General features: G+C 39.1%; 15 protein-coding genes and 1 pseudogene. 9 read left to right on the forward strand and 7 right to left on the reverse strand.

Annotated features, from left to right (window positions below):
- Nucleotides 1-43 precede the first annotated feature (43 nt).
- A complete protein-coding gene (dnaA, locus tag HPB14_RS07315; protein WP_000380596.1) occupies nt 44-1,411 on the reverse strand; it encodes a chromosomal replication initiator protein DnaA in 1,368 nt (455 codons plus the stop codon).
- 153 nt (nt 1,412-1,564) lie between these two features.
- On the opposite strand from dnaA, the gene HPB14_RS07320 reads away from it, so the two are divergent.
- The 4 genes from HPB14_RS07320 to thyX are packed head-to-tail and all read left to right on the forward strand — an operon-like array spanning nt 1,565 to nt 4,831.
- A complete protein-coding gene (locus HPB14_RS07320; RefSeq protein WP_014658552.1) occupies nt 1,565-2,107 on the forward strand; it encodes a nucleoside phosphorylase-I family protein in 543 nt (180 codons plus the stop codon).
- A 42-nt stretch (nt 2,108-2,149) separates the two neighbouring features.
- Nucleotides 2,150-2,389, forward strand: coding sequence for a DUF2443 domain-containing protein (locus HPB14_RS07325; RefSeq protein WP_000461837.1), 240 nt, complete (start codon nt 2,150-2,152; stop codon nt 2,387-2,389).
- Nucleotides 2,390-4,183 (forward strand): glutamine--fructose-6-phosphate transaminase (isomerizing), encoded by a 1,794-nt coding sequence (gene glmS / locus HPB14_RS07330; RefSeq protein ID WP_000334443.1) that lies wholly within the window; start codon nt 2,390-2,392, stop codon nt 4,181-4,183.
- A gap of 21 nt (nt 4,184-4,204) precedes the next feature.
- A complete protein-coding gene (gene thyX, locus HPB14_RS07335) occupies nt 4,205-4,831 on the forward strand; it encodes an FAD-dependent thymidylate synthase (protein ID WP_000451923.1) in 627 nt (208 codons plus the stop codon).
- Nucleotides 4,832-5,156: 325 nt separating this feature from the next.
- Here thyX and HPB14_RS07340 read toward each other — a convergent pair whose 3' ends face one another.
- Both HPB14_RS07340 and HPB14_RS07345 read right to left on the reverse strand, forming a co-directional pair.
- On the reverse strand, nt 5,157-6,350 hold the full coding sequence (locus HPB14_RS07340) for a restriction endonuclease subunit S (RefSeq protein WP_041199458.1): 1,194 nt from the start codon (nt 6,348-6,350) through the stop codon (nt 5,157-5,159).
- Nucleotides 6,351-6,358: 8 nt separating this feature from the next.
- Nucleotides 6,359-8,825, reverse strand: a pseudogene (locus HPB14_RS07345) (type I restriction-modification system subunit M).
- 69 nt (nt 8,826-8,894) lie between these two features.
- Between HPB14_RS07345 and HPB14_RS07350 the strand changes: the two are divergent.
- Both HPB14_RS07350 and HPB14_RS07355 read left to right on the forward strand, forming a co-directional pair.
- Nucleotides 8,895-11,870, forward strand: a complete 2,976-nt coding sequence (locus HPB14_RS07350; RefSeq protein ID WP_000845643.1) for a type I restriction endonuclease subunit R — start codon at nt 8,895-8,897, stop codon at nt 11,868-11,870.
- Complete coding sequence (locus tag HPB14_RS07355) at nt 11,870-12,577, forward strand: YgjP family zinc-dependent metalloprotease (protein ID WP_000995248.1); 708 nt, start codon at nt 11,870-11,872, stop codon at nt 12,575-12,577. The genes HPB14_RS07350 and HPB14_RS07355 overlap by 1 nt, the downstream gene beginning before the upstream one ends.
- A gap of 91 nt (nt 12,578-12,668) precedes the next feature.
- Here the strand turns inward: HPB14_RS07355 and HPB14_RS07360 are convergent, their stop codons facing one another.
- From HPB14_RS07360 to HPB14_RS07370, 3 genes are all read right to left on the reverse strand, one after another.
- Nucleotides 12,669-15,194, reverse strand: a complete 2,526-nt coding sequence (locus HPB14_RS07360) for a TonB-dependent receptor family protein (RefSeq protein ID WP_014658553.1) — start codon at nt 15,192-15,194, stop codon at nt 12,669-12,671.
- 543 nt (nt 15,195-15,737) lie between these two features.
- Nucleotides 15,738-16,706 (reverse strand): arginase, encoded by a 969-nt coding sequence (gene rocF / locus HPB14_RS07365; RefSeq protein WP_000604461.1) that lies wholly within the window; start codon nt 16,704-16,706, stop codon nt 15,738-15,740.
- A 12-nt stretch (nt 16,707-16,718) separates the two neighbouring features.
- A complete protein-coding gene (locus HPB14_RS07370; RefSeq protein ID WP_000654580.1) occupies nt 16,719-18,146 on the reverse strand; it encodes an amino acid permease in 1,428 nt (475 codons plus the stop codon).
- 199 nt (nt 18,147-18,345) lie between these two features.
- On the opposite strand from HPB14_RS07370, the gene HPB14_RS07375 reads away from it, so the two are divergent.
- Together HPB14_RS07375 and HPB14_RS07380 are read left to right on the forward strand one after the other, a co-directional pair.
- Nucleotides 18,346-19,488: an alanine dehydrogenase gene (locus tag HPB14_RS07375; protein ID WP_000152015.1), complete on the forward strand. Its 1,143-nt coding sequence runs from the start codon at nt 18,346-18,348 to the stop codon at nt 19,486-19,488.
- A 122-nt stretch (nt 19,489-19,610) separates the two neighbouring features.
- The gene (locus tag HPB14_RS07380) at nt 19,611-21,320 is read left to right on the forward strand and encodes a DUF262 domain-containing protein (protein ID WP_001062385.1); all 1,710 of its coding nucleotides are present in this window, start codon (nt 19,611-19,613) and stop codon (nt 21,318-21,320) included.
- Between the two features lie 10 nt (nt 21,321-21,330).
- On the opposite strand, the gene HPB14_RS07385 is transcribed toward HPB14_RS07380, so the two are convergent.
- Complete coding sequence (locus tag HPB14_RS07385) at nt 21,331-22,059, reverse strand: outer membrane protein (RefSeq protein ID WP_000713212.1); 729 nt, start codon at nt 22,057-22,059, stop codon at nt 21,331-21,333.
- Between the two features lie 184 nt (nt 22,060-22,243).
- On the opposite strand from HPB14_RS07385, the gene HPB14_RS07390 reads away from it, so the two are divergent.
- On the forward strand, nt 22,244-23,098 hold the full coding sequence (locus HPB14_RS07390) for an NAD(+)/NADH kinase (protein ID WP_014658554.1): 855 nt from the start codon (nt 22,244-22,246) through the stop codon (nt 23,096-23,098).
- The last annotated feature ends 8 nt before the right edge of the window (nt 23,099-23,106 follow it).

Consider the following 23,106-nt stretch of genomic DNA (forward strand, 5'->3'; position numbering starts at 1 on the left):
ATTTAAAAAAGAGTGAATGAAACGCTTTTTCATAAGCCTTTTTTCATTCACTCAAATTGAAAGCGGTTTTTTTGTCGTTCAATTCGTTCAAGCGGTTTTTGATTTCTTCTCTAAGGCTTAAAATAAAAGGGCTTTTTTCTTCTTCAAGCATTTTTTTAACGCTAGAATACATTTTAGAAATGCTTGAATGATCCTTTAAATCCAAAAATTGAGCGAGCGAAAGCGTGGGGTTAGGGGTATAAAGCCTAGCGAAATACACGACTAATTTTCTCGCCAAAGCGACATTTTTTTGGCGCGAAGAGACTTTGATTTCGCTGGATTTGAGATTCAAGCTTTGCGCGACAGCGAGCAAGATATTTTCCAAGCTTGAGCCTTCAGCATGATCTTTTTGCAAATCTTCTAAAACGGTTTTAGCGAGGTTCAAATCAATGGAAGCGTTCATCAAGTTCGCGTTCACGCTGATTTTAATGATTGCGCCTTCCATTTGGCGGATATTGTCGCTGATGTGTTGGGCGATGTATTCCATCACTTCTTCAGGCAAAGTGATTTGATTGAGTTGGCATTTTTGTTTGACAATGGAAAGTTTGGTTTCTAAATCAGGGGGCATGACTTTAGCGGTTATCCCCCATTCAAAGCGCGATTTTAAGCGATCTTCTAAGCCGGCGATGTTTTTAGGCGATCGATCTGAAATCAATACGATTTGTTTGCTGTTGGCATGCAATTCGTTAAAAGTGTGGAAAAATTCTTCTTCTAGCTTGGGTTTTCCTTGCAAAAATTGAGCGTCATCTAACAAGAAAAAGTCGCAATGGCGGTATTTTGCTTTAAAAGAATCCATGGTTTTGTTGTCTAAATGCTTTAAAAAGTCTGTCAAAAAGTCTTCTGAAGTGACTAACACGACTTTTTTATGCTTTTCTAGGGCATGGTTGCCGATAGCGTTTAAAATGTGCGTTTTGCCTAACCCTGTGCCGCCATAAAAAAGCACCGGGTTATAAGGGGGGGTATCGCTTTGGGCGACTTTTTTAGCGATTTCATAAACGGTGTTATTGCATGAGCCTACGACAAAATTTTCAAAAGTGTAAGAGTCTTTGACGCTCGTTTTTGTGGCTTTGTAATTGATATTAGATTGGGCGTTAACCTGGATTTTAGGCGCTACTTCAATACGCACATCCACGCTATGGGCTAAATGCATGCCGACTTTATTCTGGCTTAAAATTTCTTTAAGCAACGCGCCGTGTTTAGCCGTAATCCAATTGCATAAGAGCATGTTAGGGGCATAAAAAAAGGCAATGTCGCTCTTGCTCGCGTTAGGGTCGTATTTGAGCTGGCTCAAGCAATTTTCATACTCTATGAGGCTGACTTTTTGTTTGACTAACGCCAAGATTTCTTTTTCAATATTGTTGTTGGTATCCATGGCGTTATTATAGCGTGAATAAGTTGTGAATGAAAAAGGAATAACATGTGAATGAAATGTGAATGAAGCCCTAAAATTAAGGTGTTTCTTTTAAGGGTTTGTCTATAATGCTTGCTTTATAATAAGCTAATGGATGCGAAAAAAAGGATTTTCATGCTACTTTGCGCTGGAAGGAATGAAACTTTAAAAAAAGCGGTGCCTATTGGTGTGGGCTTGATAGAGAGCGCGATTAATTTAACGAGAATGTGTTTAAAAAACCCTGATACAGAAAGCCTTATTTTTATAGGGAGCGCGGGGAGTTATAGCCCAGAAATTGAGCTTTTAAGCGTGTTTGAAAGCGTTCAAGGCTATCAAATTGAAGAGAGTTTTAGCCATTTAAACAGCTACACGCCTTTAAATAATTCCATTCACATAGAAACTAAAGAGCAGGCTCTGTTTGAAAGGGTGCGTGTGAATAGCAGTAACTATATCCACACCGGCGAAATGTTTGCTAAAAAAATGGTTCAAAAGGGCGTTTTATTAGAAAACATGGAGTTTTTTAGCGTTTTAAGCGTGGCTAAGGCGTTTTCTTTGAAGGCTAAAGGGATTTTTTGCGTGAGTAACCATGTGGGACTTAACGCGCATAAGGAATTTAAAGAAAACCACGCCAAAGTCAAACAGATTTTAGAAAACATCATTGATAGTTTAATAATTTAATAGTTTAGCTATCATGGAGCATTCTAAATTAAAGGCGATCACATGTTTGAAAAAATACGCAAGATTTTAGCGGATATTGAAGATTCGCAAAATGAAATTGAAATGCTTTTAAAATTAGCGAATTTGAGTTTGGGGGATTTCATTGAAATTAAAAGAGGGAGCATGGACATGCCAAAGGGCGTGAATGAAGCGTTTTTTACGCAATTAAGCGAAGAAGTGGAGCGATTGAAGGAGCTTATTAACGCTTTGAATAAAATCAAAAAAGGGTTATTGGTGTTTTAAATGTGCGGGATTGTAGGTTATATAGGGGATAGCGAGAAAAAATCCGTTCTTTTAGAGGGATTAAAGGAATTAGAATACAGAGGCTATGATAGCGCTGGTTTAGCCGTATTGAGTAATGATCGTTTGGAAGTGTTTAAAACTCAAGGGAAATTAGAAAACCTTAGATTGGAGCTTAAAAATAAAGAGTTTTTGGATTTTGGCGTGAGTATCGCTCACACCAGATGGGCAACGCATGGCAAGCCAAGCAGCGCGAACGCCCACCCGCATTTTACAGAAAATTTAGCATTAGTTCATAATGGCATCATTGAAAATTACGCGAGCTTGAAAAAAGAATTGGAAAACAAAGGGCATGCGTTTTTAAGCCAAACGGACACGGAAGTCATTGCGCATTTATTAGAAGAAACGCTTAAAAGCGAGAGCGATTTATTGAAAGCCTTTGAAAAAAGCATCAGCCTTTTGAAAGGGAGTTATGCGATTTTAATGCTCCATAAAAGGGCTAAAGAGAGCCTCTTTTACGCTAAATCTTCTTCGCCTTTAGTCGTGGGTAAGGGCAAAGAGGGGGTGTTTTTTGCGTCCAGTTTGAGCGTGTTAGCCCCTAAAGTGGATCAATTTGTCATTTTAGAAGAAAACAGCGTGGGGCGGATTTCTTTAGAAAATTTTAAAGATTTAAACAATATTGAAAACATGAAAGATTACGCTTTTGAAAACAAGGATTATTCTAAAGGCAATTTTAGGAATTATTTAGAAAAAGAGATTTATGAGCAGCACAGCAGTTTGTTAGAGTGTTTAGAGGGGCGCTTGGAAGCCTTGAGTGTGTATTGCGAGATCGATCCTGAATTTTTAGAGAATGTGAGCGAAATCACGCTGTGTTCTTGCGGGAGCAGTTACCATGCGAGTTTGGCGAGCGTGTATTTGTTTGAAAGATTAGCCAAAATAAGAGCGAGGGCCATTTTAGCGAGCGAGTACCGCTACGCTAATTTTAAAAGCAACCCTAACGAGCTTTTTATAGCGATTTCTCAAAGCGGTGAAACCGCTGACACTTTAGAAGCTTTAAAATTAGCCAAAGCCCAAGGGCTTAAAACCATTAGCTTGTGTAACGCCCCTTTTAGCATGATGAGCCGCATCAGCGATCACACGCTTTTAATTAGAGCGGGGGTAGAAAGGAGCGTGGCATCCACTAAGGCGTTTTCTTCGCAAGTGATGCTTTTATGGCTTTTGAGCGTGTATATGGGCAAACAGCTAGGGACGATCTCTAAAGAAGAAGAAAGAATCCAAGCCAAAAACATGCTCAATAGCGTGAATGCGATGAAAGTAGAGCCTAAATTGCATGAAAAAATCAAGCGCCTATCCAAACGCTACTTGCATGGGCATGGCTTTTTTTATATCGGGCGCGATGTGTTTTACCCGCTCGCTTTAGAAGGGGCGTTGAAACTTAAAGAAATCAGCTACTTGCACGCTGAGGGGTATGCGAGCGCGGAAATGAAGCATGGGCCTATTGCGTTGGTGGATTCTAACCTTTTTACCATTGCTTTATTGTCTAAGCATCTGTTATTTGATAAAACCAAAAGCAATATTGAAGAATTGAGCGCTAGGGATTCTACGATTTGCGTGTTAAGCTCTGAAATTTTAGAAATTGCTGATGATTTTATCCAATTAGAAGAGAGCGAAAGCTACATGGAGGAATTTTTCCGCATGAATTTAGCGGTGCAGCTTTTAGCCTTAGAAATCGCTATGCGCCTGAACCACGATGTGGATCACCCAAGAAACTTAGCTAAAAGCGTTACCGTGGAATAAAAAGCGATTAGGAGTCAAATAATGGAAGTGATTTGTAAACACTACACCCCTTTAGACATTGCGAGCCAAGCGATCCGCACTTGTTGGCAGAGTTTTGAATACAGCGATGATGGAGGCTGTAAAGATAAGGAACTCATCCACAGGGTGGGGAATATTTTTAGGCATTCTTCCACTTTAGAGCATCTTTATTACAATTTTGAAATCAAGGGTTTGAGCAGGGGGGCGTTGCAAGAATTGAGCCGGCATCGAATAGCGAGCTTGAGCGTGAAATCAAGCCGCTACACTTTAAGGGAATTGAAAGAAGTGGAGAGCTTTTTACCCCTTAATGAAACGAATTTAGAAAGAGCCAAAGAGTTTTTAGTGTTCGTGGATAATGAAAAAGTGAATGCAATGAGCGTTTTGGCTTTAGAAAATCTAAGGGTTTTATTGAGCGAGCATAACATTAAAAACGATTTAGCCAAATACGCCATGCCTGAAAGCTATAAAACGCATTTAGCCTATAGCATTAACGCTAGGAGCTTGCAAAATTTATTGACTTTAAGAAGCAGCAATAAAGCCTTAAAAGAAATGCAAGATTTAGCCAAAGCCTTATTTGACGCTTTACCTGGCGAGCATCAGTATTTGTTTGAAGATTGTTTGAAGCATTAGATTTAAACAATACCGCTTAATAACGCTCATTCTTTAATGTTTTAAAAACGCCTTGTGTTTGATTAGATGAGATTTTAAGGGGGTTTGTTGTAGGATTTCATCACGCCCCATAGTTGCATTATGGGGCAAATCACCTTAAAAGGAGCATGTTATGTCAAAGCCACATAACAAACGCTCTTGGAGATCATTATACTTTGAGTTTGCTTTTTTGGGGCTTAAAGTGATCGTTTCTGTGAAACGCTGATTTTTCTAAGAGCGTTCCCTTAAGTTTAAAAGCTTAGGGGTTTCCTTTAAAAAGCGGGTTTGTCCTTGACTTTTGGGGCGTTTATTTTTTTAAAACCCTGATTTTAGCGCTCATTAAATCGTGGTTTAAAGCTTTTTTGATGTTTTCAAATTGGCGTTTTTTGTTTTTAAGGCTAATGATTTCACTATCCAAATCGCTTAAAATGTTAGCGATAGCGGCTTGTTCGTCTAAATCTTTAGGGACAAAAAAATCAATTTCTTCAAAAACTTGTTTTGATATTATATAAGTAGCAGTAACTCCTGCTTTTCCTAATAAATATTGTTTATTATTTTCCATCAAATAATAAATAAAATCTGCATTAAAATCTTTGTTAGGAATAATAGCGTTTATCTGTTGATTACAAGCCCCATTAACTCTTAAAATTGCATTTTTCCCAATACTAGCAATACAAGTAACCAAAACACTATTTTTTGGTATCATTCTTATCGTATCCAATCCTTTTTGCGTGATTTTTCGCTCTGAGTTAAAAATATCTTTATTGTCATTTATATCTGTTGGTGTGATCCAAGAAATTGTTCCATTCCAATACTCGCTAATTTGTGTTAAAGGTGTAGAGCCTGTGATAATAATTCCAAAATCTTTAACTTTTACTCTTTGCCAATTTTGATTGAAGCCTTTCAAGCGTTTCCTTTGGCTCAATAGTTCAAAGCTTAAAGCTTTTTTAACGCTCTCTTTTTTAAGAATGAGGGCGTCTAAAGAATAAAGATAACGATCCACATCGCTTAAAATGTTAGCGATAGCGATTTGTTCGTTTAGGGGAGGTAGGGGGATTAGTAAATTTTTAATTTTGTTTGGGCTAACTTCTAAAAAAGTGCTACCACTTGCCAACTCTAATAATTTATTTTTTAGTGTTAACATTAAATAGTATAAAAATTCATTATTGATCTTTTCTAATGGTATCAGCGATTGAAAACCTTGATTTGTTGTAGCCACCACTTTAAGAATGGCACAATCTCCAATGCTGGCGCGACTTGTCAATAAAATTGTTCCTATAGGTAAAAGTTTGGCACTTGACTTTTTTAACCCTAATGGCGTGATTGTTCGCTGACTTTTATAAACATATTTTGTTATGCCTATTTCTGTAGGCGTGAACCAATTAATACTGCCATTCCAAAATGATGTTATTTGAGTGCTAGGTGTGCCTCCGCCAATAATCTCGGCAATATCCCCAAGCCTTACTCTTTGCCAATTTGAGGGCGTTGTCAATGCGTCCATGCGTCCTATCACCCCATTAGCCCCAAATCTTTCAAATGCTCTAAAACTTTTGATTCGCTCTCTTTGACTTCTTTGTCTAATTCTAACAAGCTGTTAGAATAGCTTGAAATGATTTCATTAAGAGCGCTAGCAAAAGCGTTGATGCGTTTTTGGATCTTGTTTTCTAGGGCGTTTTTCAAGCTGTTGAGCCATTTGTCTTTGATGATGAGATCTTTAATTTCATTGATTTCAAGGTTTTTATACTGGTGGAACGCTTTTAATTCCAGCTCCTCATAAGCTTTATTTTTCACTTTTAGCGCCTTGTTTTTAGCTTCTAGCCATTCTAAAGCGGTTTTTAGGATTTGTTTATCTTCTGGGTCTGTGGCGTTTTTTAGCTCTTTTTTCAAAACGCTTTCGTTGATTTTCAATCCATCAAAAAGCCCCTCTTCGTTAGAATGCTCTTCTATAAATTCTTCAAAATTAGCCTCTTTTTCATTGAGGGCGTTTTCTAATTCTTCTAATTCTTTCGCTTCTTTTTCAAAAAAGCGTTGTTTGATTAAATGTTTAGGGATTAGATCGCTTTTGTAGTAGGTTTTTTGAATGACAAAATCCGGCTCCTCTAAATAATTGGCTTTTTTGTTTTTGTCTTTTAGGGGGGTTAATTTTCTCAATTCTTTAGCGCTTATAAAGCCATTGAATGAGATGAGGAACCAATCGTCTTGCAAGACTTCGTTATAGTAATCTTTGAAGAGCTGATACACGCCGTATTTGTCTAAAATTCCCACTTTTTCAAATTCTTTTAAAACCTTTGAGCAAACGCTTTCTATGAGGGTTTTTGGGTTAAAACCTGGCTCTAAATCATTAAAAGTTTCAAATAAATTCAAGCTTTCAAAAGCGCTCAAAACAGAAGCGTGGAAGGTTTGGTATTCTAGGCTTTGAGTGATTAATTCTTTGATGTTTTCGCATTCTGTTTTTAAAGCGTAATAACCCTCTTTATCGCTCTTTTTAAACAGCGTGTTTTTAAGCTCTTTAAAAACTTGAAAATAAGGGGCGTAGGCTTTTATTTCGTTTTTGGGCAAATAACTGGCCTTGTGGCTGTTGATTAAAGCGAACAAGTCTTTTTCCAATTCTTGCTTGGCGGCAATGTAGCGCGGGATATTCAAGTTATAGTCGTTAGCGCTGATTTCTTCTAGGCTTACCATTTTGGAATAATAAGGGATTTCTTTGTAAGCGTTAAAAGTGTCTATCATTTTTTGGACATCTTGCTCCCTCAAGCGGTTTTTATTGCCGTCTTTTTTAAAATCCTTGCTCGCATCGATCACAAAAACGCCCTTTCTGGCATGCGCGTTTTCTTTGTCTAAAACGATCACGCATGCAGGAATGGAAGTGCCATAAAAAAGGTTAGGGGCTAGGCCTATCACGCCTTTAATATAGCCTTTTAATAAAAGATTTTTTCTAATCACTCCCTCAGCGTTCCCCCTAAATAGCACCCCATGGGGTAAAATCACTGCCCCTTTGCCTGTGTTTTTTAAGGATTTGATGATGTGGAGCAAAAAAGCGAAATCGCCGTTTTTTTCAGGGGGTGTGCCGTCTTCAAAACGATTGAAGCTATCGTTAATGACTTGCTTGCTTTTGGGGTCTATGCTCAGCCCATCAGTCCAGTTTTTCAGGCTAAAGGGAGGGTTAGCCACGACATAGTCAAAGGTTTTTAGCATGCCATTTTCAGTAGTAAAAAGGGGGTTAGAAAGGGTGCTAGAACCCCCTTTAGCAATATCAGCATCAGCGCTATTTGTGTAAGATCATATTCATTTTACAAAGGGCTGTGGTGGAAATGTCTTTTTCTTGACCATAGATAGTTAAACCTTTTTCACCGGCCAAACTAGAAGCTTTTAATAATAACGAACCGCTCCCGCAAGTGGGATCATAGATGCTTTTATCCTGTCTGGTGTTTTCATCAATGCCAAGCAAAAGGGACAATAAAAGCGAAACTTCGCTAGGGGTGTAAAACTGCCCTTTGGATTTACCGGACTCGCTGGCGAAATGGCGCATTAAATATTCGTAAGCATCACCCAACAAATCATCGTCTAAAGCCCCATGCGCGCCCAAACTCAAATCCGCAAAGATTTTAACCAAATTAGAAAGGGTGTCAATCATCGCCTTACCCTCGCCTAGCTTAGTGTTATCGTTAAAATCCACGCTGTCAATCACGCCTTTTAAATCGTTTCGCTCTGCGATCTTGGCGATGATTTTATTGAGCTTGTCGCCTATTTCCTTATCGCCCTCTAAAGCGAGAATGTCTTCATAAAAACACCCTTGTGGCACTTCTATTTCACTATCAGCATTGTTTTTAGCGTCATTTCTGGCTTTATCGCTGATGTATTTTAAAAAAAGCAGGTTCAAAACATAGTTTTTATACTCGCTCGCATCCATTCCGCCCCTTAAACTATCCGCTCCAGCCCATAAAGAGCTATACAATTCGCTTTTTTTGATCGCCATTTTAACCGCCCTATTTTGTTTTTAGGATTATAATATAAAGCGGTAAAAAGCGTTCTTAAGGGGTTTATGATGAAAACAGAAAAAGAAGTTCAAAAACAAGTCATAGAAACTTTTAAAGCAATGGGCTATGCGTATTTAGGGGATTTAACAAAGAGCGATAATGAAAACATTAATAAAGAAAGCCTAAAAGCATGGCTAATTAAAAGTCAAAAAATTGAGCCTGAAAGGTGGCATAAAATTGAGCATAAAATCAATGATGCTTTAAAAAACGACTTATACGAAGCGAATCAAAAATTTTACGATCTTTTGATTTATGGCGTGGGAACTAAAATAAGCCAGAATGAAAACACTCAAACGACTTATCTCATTGATTGGAAAGATATTTCTAAGAATGAATTTAGCGTGGCTGAAGAAGTGAGCGTTAAAGGGCCAAACGCAAAGCGGCCGGACATAGTGCTTTACGTTAATGGGATCGCTTTAGGGGTGCTAGAATTAAAAAAATCCAGCGTGAGCGTAGAAAGCGGTATCAGGCAAAATTTAGACAACCAAAAGAAAGAGTTTATTAGAGATTTTTTTAAAACGATCCAATTGGTTATGGCGGGCAATGAAAGTCAAGGGCTAAGATATGGCGTCATAGAAACTAAAGAAAAACACTACCTTTCTTGGAAAGAAGAGGGCGTTTTAAAAAATTTGTTTGAGACGATTGAATGCTTTTTAAAGAAAAAAAGGTTTTTAGAATTTATCCATGATTTTTTGATTTTTGATAAGGGGCAAAAGAAATGCGCCCGGTTCCACCAGTATTTTGCAATTAAAAAAACGCAAGAATTTATCCAAAGAAAGGAAGGGGGGATTATCTGGCACACGCAAGGCAGCGGTAAGAGCCTTACTATGGTGTGGCTTACTCAATGGCTAAGAAGGAATAAACAACAAGCGAGGGTTTTAATCGTTACAGACAGGAGGGAATTAGACGCTCAAATTCAAGGCGTGTTTTTGGGAATAGGCGAGACTATTTATCGCGCAGACAGCAAGAAGGATTTGTTGAGCGTGCTGTTTGAAAATAAGAAATCTTTGGTTAGCTCGCTTGTCCATAAATTTGATGACAACGACTTAGAAGATTTAAAAAAACAACCTGTTTTAAAGGAATGGGTTGTTTTAGTGGATGAATGCCACAGAACCCAAAGCGGCAAATTGCACAAAGCCATGAAAAGCCTGCTCCCTAATGCGATTTTTATCGCCTTTAGCGGCACGCCTTTATTGAAACAAGATAAAAAGACAAGCCAGGAAGTGTTTGGGAACTATATCCATTGCTATAAATTTAATGAAGCCGTTAGCGATAGGGTGGTGCTGGATTTAAATTATGAAGCCAGGAGCGTGGATCAATATGTCAGCAACCCTGAAAAGCTGGATGAATATTTTGAATTAAAAACCCAAGGCTTGAATGAGACGGCTAAAACAGAGCTTAAAAAGAAATGGGTTAATTTGCAAAAAGTTTTTTCCACTAAAGACAGATTAGCTCGCATTGTACAAGATATTGTATTGGATATGGCAAAACTCCCACGATTGAGAAATGAAAAGGGGAATGCCATGCTGGTGGCTGAAAGCGTGTATAACGCATGCCGGTATTTTGAACTCTTTTTAGAAACAGAATTAAAGGATAAGGTGGCTGTGATCACAAGCTATGAACCCAATATCGCTGATCTTAAAGATTGCGGGAGCGATGAGAGCGAAGAGAGTTATCAATACCGCATTTATTGCAAAATGCTGCAAAACTTTTTTAATGAAAAAGATGAGAAAAAAGCCCTCAATAAAATTAAAGAGTTTGAAGAAAAAGTTAAAGAGCGTTTTATTAATGAGCCTAATAGAATGAAGCTGTTGATCGTGGTGGATAAGCTATTGACCGGTTTTGATGCGCCAAGCCTCACTTATTTATATATTGATAAGAAAATGCAAGATCATGGGCTTTTTCAAGCGGTGTGCAGGGTGAATAGATTAGATAGCGAAGATAAGGATTTTGGCTGTATCATAGACTATAAGGATTTGTTTGATAGCCTACAAGAAGCACACAGCGATTACACTAATAAAGCGTTTGAAAACTATGAAAGAGAAGACATTCAAGGGCTTATCTCTGACAAAGCCCAAAAGATTAAGAAAAAATTAGAAGAAACTAGAGATCAGTTAAAATCGCTTTGCGAAAGCGTGAAAGAGCCAAAAGATGAAATGGATTATATCGCTTATTTTTGCGGGAGCGATTTAGAAAAAAACGCTCAAAAAAGGCGGTTGTTTTACCAGCTTGTTGGCGCGTTTTTAAGAATGTTTGTGGAATTGAATAACTTAGAAAAGCCCATTTATTCTAAAGAAGAAATGCAACCAATCAAACAAGAAGCGGGATTTTATAGGCATTTACAAAAAGCGGTTGGCTTGAGTAGTGGGGATAGCGTGGATTTAAAAAGCTATAGCGAAGAGATGCGCCGGATCTTAGACGCTTACATTAAAGCCACGGATAGCGAGACGCTAATCCAAATAGAAGATCAAGGGTTGTGCGAAGTTTTAGTCCAAATGAATGTTAATGATTTTAATAAGGCGTTATCTCAAGTATTTAAAAATGAAAGCTCTATGGCAGAAAGCATCGCTAATAACACCAGAAAACGCATTATAGAAAAAGAAGCGAGCGATCCTAAGTATTACGAAAAATTATCTTCGCTTTTAAACGATTTGATTCTCCAGTTTAGGGAAAAGAAATTAACCTATTTAGAATACTTGCAACAAATCCAACATTTAGCCAAAAAAGTTATCCATAAAGAAGATAGAAATTACCCTAAAAAGATCAACACTAACGCTTTAAAAACTCTCTATGATAATTTAGATCAAAATGAACCATTAGCTTTAAAAATAGACGCATGCATAAGGGGTAATAAAAAAGATGGTTGGGTGGGGCATAATCAAAAAGAAAAAAACCTTAAAATCGCTTTAAGAAAAATCATAAACGATAAGGTTTTGTTAGAAAATGCCTTTAATTTAGCCAAACACATAAAGGAGTATCATTAATGAACGCTTATTGTTTGACTTTAAATAATACCAACATCGCTATAGAAAAAAAGGATATTAAGCATTTACACATTAGCGTTTGCCCACCTGATGGCTCTGTGCGTGTGTCTTGCCCCCTAGCTTTAAACGATGAGAGCCTTAGGTTTTCTTTGATTAAAAGACTCCCTTGGATAAAAGAACAGCAACAAAATTTTTTAAACCAAAACAGACAAAGCCAAAGAGAAATGCTAGAGAGAGAAAGCCATTATCTTTTTGGGAAACGCTATTTGTTAAAGATTGAACACACTATAAAAAAACACTTCGTCCTCCAAAGCCCTAAATATTTAATCTTGCATGTCCATCAAAAGACAAGCTTAGAAAACCGCTTAAAAGTGTTAGAAAACTATTACAGACAAGTTTTGAGAGAAAAAATACAAACCTATATCAACCAATACGAAAAGATTTTAAACGAAAGCATACAAAGCTTTAGAATCCAAAAAATGAAACGGATATGGGGGAGTTGTAATATTGCTAAACGCACCCTACTTTTTAATTTGGAATTGGCTAAAGCGCCTAGTGAGGGCATTGAATATGTGGTTGTGCATGAATTATTGCATTTAAAAGCACGCCACCATAACGAATATTTTAGGGATTTGCTGAGTTTGTATTTGCCTAATTGGCAAAGGGCTAAGGCCAGCCTCAAAGAAACTTATTTGGAGCGCTCTTAAATGAATGCTCCACAATATTAGTGAAACTGCTAAGCGGCTAATTTGAGCGGCTCATCATAGCGCAACAACCCCCCCCCCTTTTTTAAAGCCTTTAGAAAGTGTAGTTCAAATACGCTGTAACCGATCTTCCAGGCGCGGGTTGCAAGCCTGCAGGGCTAGAGCCAATCCCTGTAAAATAATACTTCATGTTAAAGATATTATTGATTTGCAAGCTTCCTGTAACTCTGTGTCTCCCATTTTCCCAGAAAATTTGGCTCACTTGGATATTCCACACCCAATACCAAGGCAAGAGCCCTTCATGTTGGGTCATACACCAAGCTTCGCATTGATAACCGCTATTAAGAACGCTTTCATAGTTGTTCCCCCCACTATAATATTGCATCCCATAATAGCCTCCTGCTGCGCTGTTGCTAATCCCGCTATAAGCGCGGCTGTAAAAATAGCTAGAAATACCAATGGTGGTTTTACGCCAATTGTAGCGAGCGTCAAAAATGAACTGGAAAGGGCTTACAAATGGGAAATGCTTGTTATAGCTTGTCCCTTTTAGCACATCCCCGTTCAAGTCTGTCAAAGGGCCATGGCTAGTTACACGAGTGTCAATGTAGTTGAAAGCGGCATGGAATTGCAACCCTCTAATAGGCCTGTAATACAATTCTAGCTCCACGCCTTGAGAATAGCCATTAATGGGGCGCACATTACCCTTCATGGGACCGCTTGTATAGACTGAATACTGCCCGGTGGCAAAATCGCGCGCCCAAATCCTGAAGTAGTCTGCATTGAAGCTGAATTTATCCTTATAGGTGTAGCGTGCTCCTGCTTCCACCGTGTCAAAGTGTTGGGTAAAATACTCCGCTCCTCCATAGCTCAAAACGTCTAATTGAGGCGGGACAAAAGAGCGTTGGTAGTTGAAGTAGGTAAGCACATTGTGATCGCCTTGCACAGGGATAAAGCCAATGTTGGTTGAGGGCATCCAATTGTTCATGTGCTTGATTTTTCTTAAATCCTTCTCAGGGATTTGCACCCAATTAGCCGCATTTTCGTTGTTGTATTGCACAAAAGCGTAGCGCAAACCAGGCACGATGAAAAAGCGCCCATCCCAAGCTTCAATGCGATCGCTCAAATAGACTGCCGTGTAATTGTTACGCCAGTTATTCCAGTTTCTATAAACGCCATGCTTGATGTGGGGTTTCCAACCGCTCATCACGTTAGCACCCTCACACAAGAAGCCTGCCCCCTCACCGCTCGTTTTGGTGGCGCATTCATTGGTGTTTAAGTATTGGCGCTGTAAAAAAGTGGTGGTCATGAAACGCAAGCCCATGATAAAGGTTTGCTTGACTTTCCCGGTATTGACGATCAAATTCACTTTAGGCTCAAAAGCGTTGTTAATGGAGCGCACAGGGTTTTCTACTTCTGCCCAGCCATTGTAGTTGGTGGCATAATAAGGCACAGCCAAGTTGTACCCTGCCGGAAGTCCTGCCGCCCTGCATACCGCTTCGCTAAAACAAGTAACCATGTTAGCGCTATTGTAGCTAGAACTCACCTGAAAGTCCCTAGTCATCAACTGCCCATAGTAGGTGAAGCTAAAAGTCCCGCCCACTCTGTCTAAATCCCCGAAGCGGTTTTCATACACAGCCCCAAAGCGTTGTGAACGTCCGCCTTTTTGGTTTAAGGGGCGCAAATTAGCGAAGCGGTTTATTTTGTAATCTTGCTCGCTGAGTGATCCCGGTTGAGCGATAGCAAAATCGTAGTATTGGTAATAGGCTTTAATCCCATTGCTTTCATTGATGTCATAGATCCCATCTAGCCAATAGTTTGAAATATTAGAGGGGCTATTGTCCCTAAAGCCTTGTCCTCTAACCCAGTTAGCTTGCGCTTGGATACCCACATGCTTATTAATCATCCCTCCACTCCTCACGTAAGTGTTATAGAGGAGATTGTTGCCTAAAGACTTGATAAAAGAAGGATCGCCGGTTTTATCAGGGGGAGCGGCAAACCCGGCGTTTCTAGCCTTAGCCCAATAAGTGATCCTTTCAGTCGCTTGGTTTTCCCATTGAGTAGGGATAGGTTTAGTGATGATATTGACAATACCCCCATAAGTGTTAGGCCCATATTGCACGCTGCCTCCACCTTTAATCACGTCAATGCGATCAATGGCTTGAAAGGTAACAGGGAAAATGTCTAGCTCAATGTGAGCGTAGGGGGCCATATAAACAGGAATACCATTAACTAACATGAGCGTCGCATCGCTATGCCCTGAACCTCCAGCTCCAAAGCCACGGATTTGGATAGTGGGCATAGCTCCTACGCCTGTGGCATTCCTAATTTGCAGACCGGGGACATTCTGTAAAGCTTCTTCAATGCTTTGGTTAGCTTGTTGGGTGAGCGCTTTATTAGAGATCACCGTGCGGCTTCCTGTGTATTTTTTCACTTCTTCATCTTGCCAACTCTTAGGCGCGGTAATCCCGCTATAACCCAAATTGACCTGCCCAGAATAATCAGATCTATCCTTTTTCCCGGAAGTAGAAACCTTGCCCAAAGTGTAGTCTTTTTCCTTAGCGAACAAAGACTCTTGGCAAATCAAACTAGCAGTTAAAGCCAACAGAACTTTTTTATGCAACACAAACTCCTTAATGTTTTGAGAGATTAAAAAATGATTTAAACTTTTCAAGTAAAATCACACCAATAACGAACGCCTATTAAGTAATAAAAACAAAAAAAACTTAATAATGCACGGAATTTTATCATAAAAATTCTTAAAATTTTATTAATCTCATGAAAATCTTTTTTTTTTTTTTTTTGATTTGGCTGATTTTACTCAATCTCTAGTGAAAAATCCCCATTTTTGACACACGACAAGCTTGCATGCGTTCTCAAAACACACAAGACATTCTTTGACGCTCAAAGTGGTTTAACTTTCCATCTAAACACTGCCCCTTGTAGAATAAAATCCATAAACCGATAATCTAGGCCTAAGCTTTAAGTGATCTCAAAAGCGCTAACACCCTAAATGATTATCTTTTTGTGTTTGTGTGTATTACCATTTTAGTCTTAAAATCCTTTGTCAAAAGGATTTTTGCACTGATTTTTTCTTGATGCCTCCTGTTTTTTAGATCTCATTTTTCAACTTTTTCAACTTTTTATCGTTTGGTTTGAAAAGCGATCAGCGACTCATTGCAAAAGATCGCCTCTCATCTTTAATTTTACAGCACTTAATGATGAGATCCAAAATTTCTAAAACCTGCTTTTCTTCTTCGTTATTGTGTTTTATACTCACCGTGGGGTTGTATTCGGTTACCTCAACGGCCCCTAATCGGTCTTTAAAACTTTCTAAAAGCAAGCCCAGTAATTGCTTTAATTCATCAAAACTCAGCCCGTTATTTTCACGCACGCCGGTAGAAGTAAAAAGCTTGCCATCCATAATGTCTAAATCCAAGCTAAGGTAAATAATACCCACCGCTTTTAACAATTCTTTGGTTTTTTGAAGCACTCCTTGCATGTTTTCTCTTATCGCGCCCACGCTAAATAAAGGGATTTGCAATTCCTTAATCACATCTCTTTCGCTCTGTTCGGTGCTTCTTACCCCAAAATACACCAAACATTTAGGATCAATTTCTAACCCTCCCTTTTCTAACCCCAAAGAGCAAAGCTTCTGCCATGCCTTTTCTTCGCTCTCGCTCATGCGATTAAACCCACTACGGACACGATTTAAAACCATGCCTAAAGGCATGCCGTGGATATGCTTTGAATCGCTGTCATAAGCCGTATGAATATCCGCATGCGCGTCTAAATACAAAATCCCTATTTTTTTGTCTTTATGAACGCTCCTAAAGGCTTGGAAAATCCCAAACATGTTCGCATGCTCTGAGCTTAAAATCAAAGGGAATTCTTTTTTCTCAAACACTTCTTTCATGCAAGGGATCAAATTTTCTTTACAAAAAAGGTAGTAATCTTCAAAATTCTTAGCGTATCTAAACTCTTTATAAAGCACGCACCGCTCTTGAGTGATCGTTTGCATGCCTTTAATCACATCGCCATGCGTTGCGCTCAAAACCTCTCTCAAACGCCTAACCCCTTTATCGGTGCCTCTTTTTGACGCTCCTAACTCCGCTTCTAATCCTACTAAAATCATTTTATAACTCCTTCAAATTCCTTTTTCTTGCTGATAGCCCCATTTGTCCTTACTCAAATAATACGCTCCATAGCAAAGCCCCATAAACACTAGCGTGAGATACCCTCCAATGCGTTCATTCGCATCCATATACGCCCCTATAAGCCCCACTAAGCACCCGCTGATGCCAATGATTTGGATTAAGGGATTGAGGGGGGCTTTATAAGGCAGATCTTTTAAGGATTTCCCCAAAGCCAGATACTCTTTCCTGAAGCGGTATTGCGCTACGCTGATGCTGATCCATACAATAATCACCATAAAACTCACCACATTGATCAAGCTTGCCATGATTTTTTCTGGTGCAAACGCTTCGGTGAGCATGCCAATAAGTGTAACCCCTAAAGATAAATATAAAGCATAAGTGGGCGTTCCAGAGGCGTTAAGTTTAGCAAAAAGGGGGAAAAACATCTTTTTTTGACTTAAGCCATAAATCATCCTCCCTGAAGCGTATAACCCAGAATTAGCGGTGGATAAAATCGCAGTGACAATGACAAAATTCATAATATCTGCTGCATAAGGGATACCCACGCCCAAAAAGGGTAAGGGGATTTTTTCTAAAGCGCTCACAAAAGGGCTTTGCGTCAAACCGCTATCCGTCATGGGTAAAAACACCGATACCACAAACACCGCCCCTAAAAAGAAAAACACGATCCGCCATAAAGTCGCCTTAATCGCTTTAGGCATGACTTTTTTCGCATCTTTAGTTTCTCCTGCTGCAACGCCAATAATCTCTGTGCCCGTGTAAGCAAAAATCACCGCTAAAATCGCCCCAAAGAACGCCCCCACTCCTTTAGGGAAAAAGCCTTTTTCTAGCCCTTGAGTCTCCCCATTAAAATAGAAATTAGCAAACACGCCTTCAAATCCATGCAAATAAAACGAATAAACAATGCCAATGCCCCCAAGCACAATAAACACAAAGACCGCTAAAACCTTAATGGTGCTGAGCAAAAATTCGCCTGTGGCAAAAATCTTAACCGAAAAGAAATTCAATAAAAATAAAAGCGCAATGCATGCGATGACCCACACATACACAGGAACAGTCGGGAACCATCGTTGCATAAGCAAGCCTATAGCGATGTATTCCACGGCCACGGTTAAAACCCAGCTCAGCCAATACATCCAAAAGACCATATACCCTGTGCTTGGGTTAATGAAACGGCTCGCATAATCCCCAAAACTCCCTGTAGTGGGATACACGCTCGCTAATTCCCCCAAAGATAAAACAATAGAATAGACAATAATCCCTCCAATCAAATACGCTAAAAGCGTGGCTAAAGGGCCCGCGCTAGCGATATTCCCCCCTGTGCCTACAAAAAGCCCGGTGCCAATCGTCCCCCCTAAAGCGATCATCATCAATTGGTTGAAGCCAATGTCCCTACTTAAGGTTGTGTTGTCTTTCATAAACGCATCCTTTAATCGTTAAGTGAATTCTATTTTAAATCCCAACCAACGATTACAAAATAATAAGAAAATGAATAACAAACAAAATTAACTTCATTGTGTAAAAGAGTAATACTATTTAGCTTTTTAAAAGAAAGATACCCAATCGTTTAATGGAGTGAGTATAATCATAACTGACACTACTATTTAAAGGATTAACATGACTATTGGGTTGGTCAAAGAAAGCATGGATTTAGAATCACGAGTGGCTTTAGTGCCTGATGATGCGGCGCTAATCACGCAAAAGGGCGTGGAGGTTTTAGTAGAAAATAGCGCCGGCGCTAATAGCGGTTATAGTAACGAAGCGTATGAGAGCGTGGGGGCTAAAATCGTGGATACTAAAACAGCGTGGGGGCAAGATTTGGTGGTCAAATGCAAAGAGCCTTTAGAACATGAATACCATTTACTAAAAGAAAAAGCGACTCTGTTTAGTTATTTGGATTTAGCGTATCAAAAAAGCTTGTGCGAAATGTTTATAGATAAAAAAATCACTTCCATTTGCACTGAAACCATTGCCGGGCCTAAAAACGACTACCCTATTTTAGTGCCTATGAGCGTGGTGGCTGGGAGGTTGGCTGCGCATTTAGTCCAGCATTATTTATTGGCTTTAGAGCATGTTAAAGGGTTTATGGGTAAGGGGGTCATGCTTGGGGGGTTATCGGGCACGCAAAGGGCTAAAATCGTCGTGGTTGGAGGCGGTGTGGTTGGCATGGAAAGCGCGAAAGTCTTAAGCCAAATGGGGGCTAAAGTAACGATTTTAGAACTAGACTACGCTAAATTGCAAAACCATCCCTATTATCATTTGTATGATTTAGAAGTTTTAAGCGTGAATGAAGCCAATATCATTCAAGCCTTAAACGGAGCGGTGGGGCTAGTGGGAGCGGTGTTAGTTACAGCGAGCCAAACCCCTAAAGTGATCTTAAGAAAGCATTTAAAACGCATGCAAAAACAAGGGGTAGTGATAGATGTGGCTTGCGATTTAGGGGGGTGCATAGAGACCATACACCAGACAAGCCATTCTAACCCTGTGTATGTGGAAGAGGATTTGTTGCATTATGGCGTGCCGAACATGCCAGGGATTGTTGCTAAAACGAGTTCTACGGCTTATAGCCATGCAAGCGTGCCGTATTTGTTGTATTATTTAGAGCATGGTTTGAAGGGCTTTTTAAAAGCCAACACTAAAATCGTGGCAAACACCCTTGGAGGCTTGAGCGCTTATAACGGCTATATCACCCAAGAAGGCATCGCTAAAACCTTCAATCTAGCGTTCAAATCGCCTTTAGAGGTTTTAAAGGAGCTTTAAAAATAAGTTGTAAAAAAGGGCATGGCGATAAACCATGCGTCTTAATGTGTGGAAATATTTCAAAAAAAAAAAAAAACACTTTTTAATGTTATAATCTACCCTAAATCATACAAGGGGTTTTTATGGCAAAAATTGATAGCTATGAGTGGTATCTAAAAAATACTTTAAAAGAAGAATTCTATTACCAAATCCCTATCTACCAACGCCCTTATCAATGGACAAAAGAAAACTGCGAAAAGCTTTTAGACGATTTGTTTGAAGACTATGAAGAGGATAGAGAAAGCGATTATTTTTGCGGCTCATTAGTCTTAGTCAAATCCGATCCCAATTCCAAAACCGAAATCTATGATATTGTGGATGGCCAGCAACGCTTAAGCACTTTCATTCTGTTGGCAAAAGTTTTAGCCGATCTTTATAATGATTGTTTAGACCCTAAGCATTTAGAACATTTACAAGAGGGTTGGAAAGATAGGCATACAGAAAGAAAACGACTGAGTTTTAACACTATAGGGTCTAACGCTGAATATGATTTTCAAGATGCATTAGATTTTTTTGATGACTCTCATCATGTAAGTAAAAATGATGAAAACAATTACTTAAAAAATGCGGTTTGTTTAAAAGACTATCTCAGGAAAAAAGAGATTGAAAACATTAACGATTTCATTGAGTGGCTGTATTCTAATGTTAAATTTATCACCATCATTTGCCCAAGTATAGACAAGGCGTTAAGGATTTTTAATGTTTTAAACGCTAGGGGTTTGCCTTTGAATGCGACAGATATTTTTAAGGGAGAGTTGTTAAAAGAATTGGCTAAAGAAGAGGATCAAAAAAAGCTTGTGTCTCGTTGGAACGCCTTAAGCCAAAAATGCTCAGATAATGATTTAACAATGGAGACATTATTCAGCTGGCATTTGACCTATCTCGATCCGGTAACTAGTGGGAAAAAAATGGAAAAAAGACTCGTTACTTGGTTTAAAAATCTTAACAAAACCCCTTTAGAATACCTTAAGGGCATAGAAAATTTCTATAACGCTTATGGTGAGGTGTTAGAAATGCAAGACCGACACGCTCATTTGCTCTCGTATAAAGACGATGATCATTTATGCGTTATGTTGTGTGCTAGCTTGTTGCACCGCTATAGCGAAAGCGAGATAGAGACTTTAAAAGAATTGTTAGTCAAGTTTTATTACCAAGATTGGGTTGCAGGGCAGACAAAAACCACACGCAGCCAAACTTGTTGCAACATCATTAATGCCCTAAAAGAAAAGAAAAGCGTAGAGAATATCGCTTCTATTGTGAAAAAATATTTTAAGGATAAAAATATCACGCAACGCTTTAAAGAAAACCTGCAAGACAGCAACTTATACACAAAATTCTACTTAATTAATGGCAAGCCTCCTAAAAAAAATTCATGGCTCAAACCCGTTCTCATTCTAGTGGAATATTTCATGAGCGATGACGATTATCCTAAACGCATTCAAAAGAACGATTTTCATGTTGAACACATCTTACCCCAAAAACCCGATCCTTCAAGCCAGTGGATGAAAGACTTTAGCGAAGAAGAAAGAGGATTATACACGCATTCTTTAGCCAACCTCACGCTTTTAGGAGGCAATAAAAACTCTCAAGCTTCAAATTTGGATTTCAAAGATAAAAAGAAAATCTACATGGGAGAAGAAATCAGGTCAAGAAAAACGAAAACTTCTAATGTGATGACTTGCTATAAGATGACCATAGACATTGCACACAAATACACAGAATGGACGCCCAAAAGCTTAGAAAAAAGAAAAGAAAAGTTGATTCAAATCATTGAGAGTGCGCTTGAGCTCTAGGGATGCGCCCCTAGAAAGTGAACACGTAATTCACATACCACGAATACACGCGTCTAAACCCTATATCCAAATTTTTTGCAGTGATGTAGGGGTTTTTCTTTAGCATGGGGAATTTCACGCCCGCTTCAATGCTGGAATGTTTTAAGATCCTTAAACGAGCCCCCACATTGAATAAAAATTGGAAAGAAGTGGCTTTTTTGCTCACCAAAGCTTGCTCCACTAAAATACCCTCAAAACTTGGTGTCGCCATAAGCCATGAATTGCCGGCCAATTGCACCCCACCAAAAGCCCCCAAACTCATGATGCCGTTATTGATGACATTGACCATTAAATCCATAGCCCCCCCATAAGTGAGCATGTTGGGTTCAAAGGTTTTAGGATCAGCAAGGCTCGTTAAACGATTGATTTCCTGTTTCCCAAGAATTTGACCCGCCAATCGCGCCACTTCGCTGTTATAGTTAGGGTTTTTAAGCCTAATAGAATTGGCATGAGCGTAGTCAAAAAACCCATAAAGGCGTAAGCCAAAGTATTTCCCAAAGAAAAATTGATACCCTAAAAGCGCATCAAACCCCTTGATAGTAGCGTTGGTGGCTTGTTTTTGAGAATTAATATCCGCATGCATTTGGGCTTGCCCTTGCAAATAACCCGCTCCTAAAAAAACGCCATTGCCATCCATCGCTGATAACGCGCTTACAGAAACAACTAAAGCTAACAAAGATTGAGAAAAAAATTTTTTCATGGATGATTCCTTAACATAATGTTTAATTCTTAAAAAGAATACCCAAAAAACAATTAAAAACGATTAAATAATGAAACATTAACCACAATAAAAACTTTTCATGAACTTTACACAAGATGATAAAAAAGCAATTAAAACCCCCTTTTTTAAAATTTTGTTTCAAGCTTTAAGCTACAATATACGCATGAAAGATTCACATCAAACTATCGGCGTGTTTGTGCGGCCCACTCATTATCAAAACCCCCTTTTTGAAGAGCTGGAGCGAGCTAAAGAATGGGTTTTAAAGCTTTTAGAAGGTGAGGGGTTTGGAAGCTTTATGATTGATAGCCTTGATGGAGCACAAGATGAACGATTGATAGAAAAAGCCTATGCGTTTTTGTGTTTAGGGGGCGATGGCACGATTTTAGGGGCTTTAAGAATGACGCATTCTTACAATAAGCCGTGTTTTGGGGTTAGAATTGGGAATTTAGGGTTTTTGAGTGCGGTTGAATTGAACGGGTTGAAAGATTTCTTACAAGATCTCAAGCAAAACAGGATCAAATTAGAAGAGCATCTGGCTTTAGAGGGCCGTATTGGAAAAATCTCTTTTTATGCGATCAATGAAATTGTGATCGCTAAAAAAAAAGCTTTAGGGGTTTTAGACATCCAAGCTTATGTGGGCCATACGCCCTTTAACACTTATAAAGGCGATGGGCTTATCATTGCCACGCCCTTAGGCTCGACCGCTTATAATTTGAGTGCTCATGGGCCGATTGTGCATGCCTTAAGCCAGAGCTATATTTTAACGCCCTTGTGCGATTTTTCTTTAACGCAACGCCCTTTAGTGTTAGGAGCGGAATTTTGTTTGAATTTTTGCGCTCATGAAGACGCTCTTGTGGTCATTGACGGGCAAGCCACTTATGATTTAGAAGCCAACCAACCTCTATACATTCAAAAAAGCCCCACGACCACCAAGCTCTTACAAAAAAATTCAAGGGATTATTTTAAGGTGCTTAAAGAAAAGCTATTATGGGGGGAAAGCCCTAGCAAAAAAAAATAAAAAGGGTA

Source organism: Helicobacter pylori HUP-B14 (assembly GCF_000259235.1).
Classification (GTDB): Bacteria; Campylobacterota; Campylobacteria; order Campylobacterales; family Helicobacteraceae; genus Helicobacter; species Helicobacter pylori_CU.

What these genes read in the sequence shown, in the direction of transcription:
- HPB14_RS07380 (WP_001062385.1), top strand. Translation starts at nt 19,611, where the DNA reads ATGGCAAAAATTGATAGCTATGAGTGGTATCTAAAAAATACTTTAAAA.
- glmS (WP_000334443.1), top strand. Translation starts at nt 2,390, where the DNA reads ATGTGCGGGATTGTAGGTTATATAGGGGATAGCGAGAAAAAATCCGTT.
- HPB14_RS07325 (WP_000461837.1), top strand. Translation starts at nt 2,150, where the DNA reads ATGTTTGAAAAAATACGCAAGATTTTAGCGGATATTGAAGATTCGCAA.
- dnaA (WP_000380596.1), bottom strand. Translation starts at nt 1,411, where the DNA reads ATGGATACCAACAACAATATTGAAAAAGAAATCTTGGCGTTAGTCAAA.
- HPB14_RS07320 (WP_014658552.1), top strand. Translation starts at nt 1,565, where the DNA reads ATGCTACTTTGCGCTGGAAGGAATGAAACTTTAAAAAAAGCGGTGCCT.
- rocF (WP_000604461.1), bottom strand. Translation starts at nt 16,706, where the DNA reads ATGATTTTAGTAGGATTAGAAGCGGAGTTAGGAGCGTCAAAAAGAGGC.
- HPB14_RS07375 (WP_000152015.1), top strand. Translation starts at nt 18,346, where the DNA reads ATGACTATTGGGTTGGTCAAAGAAAGCATGGATTTAGAATCACGAGTG.
- HPB14_RS07355 (WP_000995248.1), top strand. Translation starts at nt 11,870, where the DNA reads ATGAACGCTTATTGTTTGACTTTAAATAATACCAACATCGCTATAGAA.
- HPB14_RS07390 (WP_014658554.1), top strand. Translation starts at nt 22,244, where the DNA reads ATGAAAGATTCACATCAAACTATCGGCGTGTTTGTGCGGCCCACTCAT.
- thyX (WP_000451923.1), top strand. Translation starts at nt 4,205, where the DNA reads ATGGAAGTGATTTGTAAACACTACACCCCTTTAGACATTGCGAGCCAA.
- HPB14_RS07385 (WP_000713212.1), bottom strand. Translation starts at nt 22,059, where the DNA reads ATGAAAAAATTTTTTTCTCAATCTTTGTTAGCTTTAGTTGTTTCTGTA.
- HPB14_RS07350 (WP_000845643.1), top strand. Translation starts at nt 8,895, where the DNA reads ATGAAAACAGAAAAAGAAGTTCAAAAACAAGTCATAGAAACTTTTAAA.
- HPB14_RS07370 (WP_000654580.1), bottom strand. Translation starts at nt 18,146, where the DNA reads ATGAAAGACAACACAACCTTAAGTAGGGACATTGGCTTCAACCAATTG.
- HPB14_RS07340 (WP_041199458.1), bottom strand. Translation starts at nt 6,350, where the DNA reads ATGGACGCATTGACAACGCCCTCAAATTGGCAAAGAGTAAGGCTTGGG.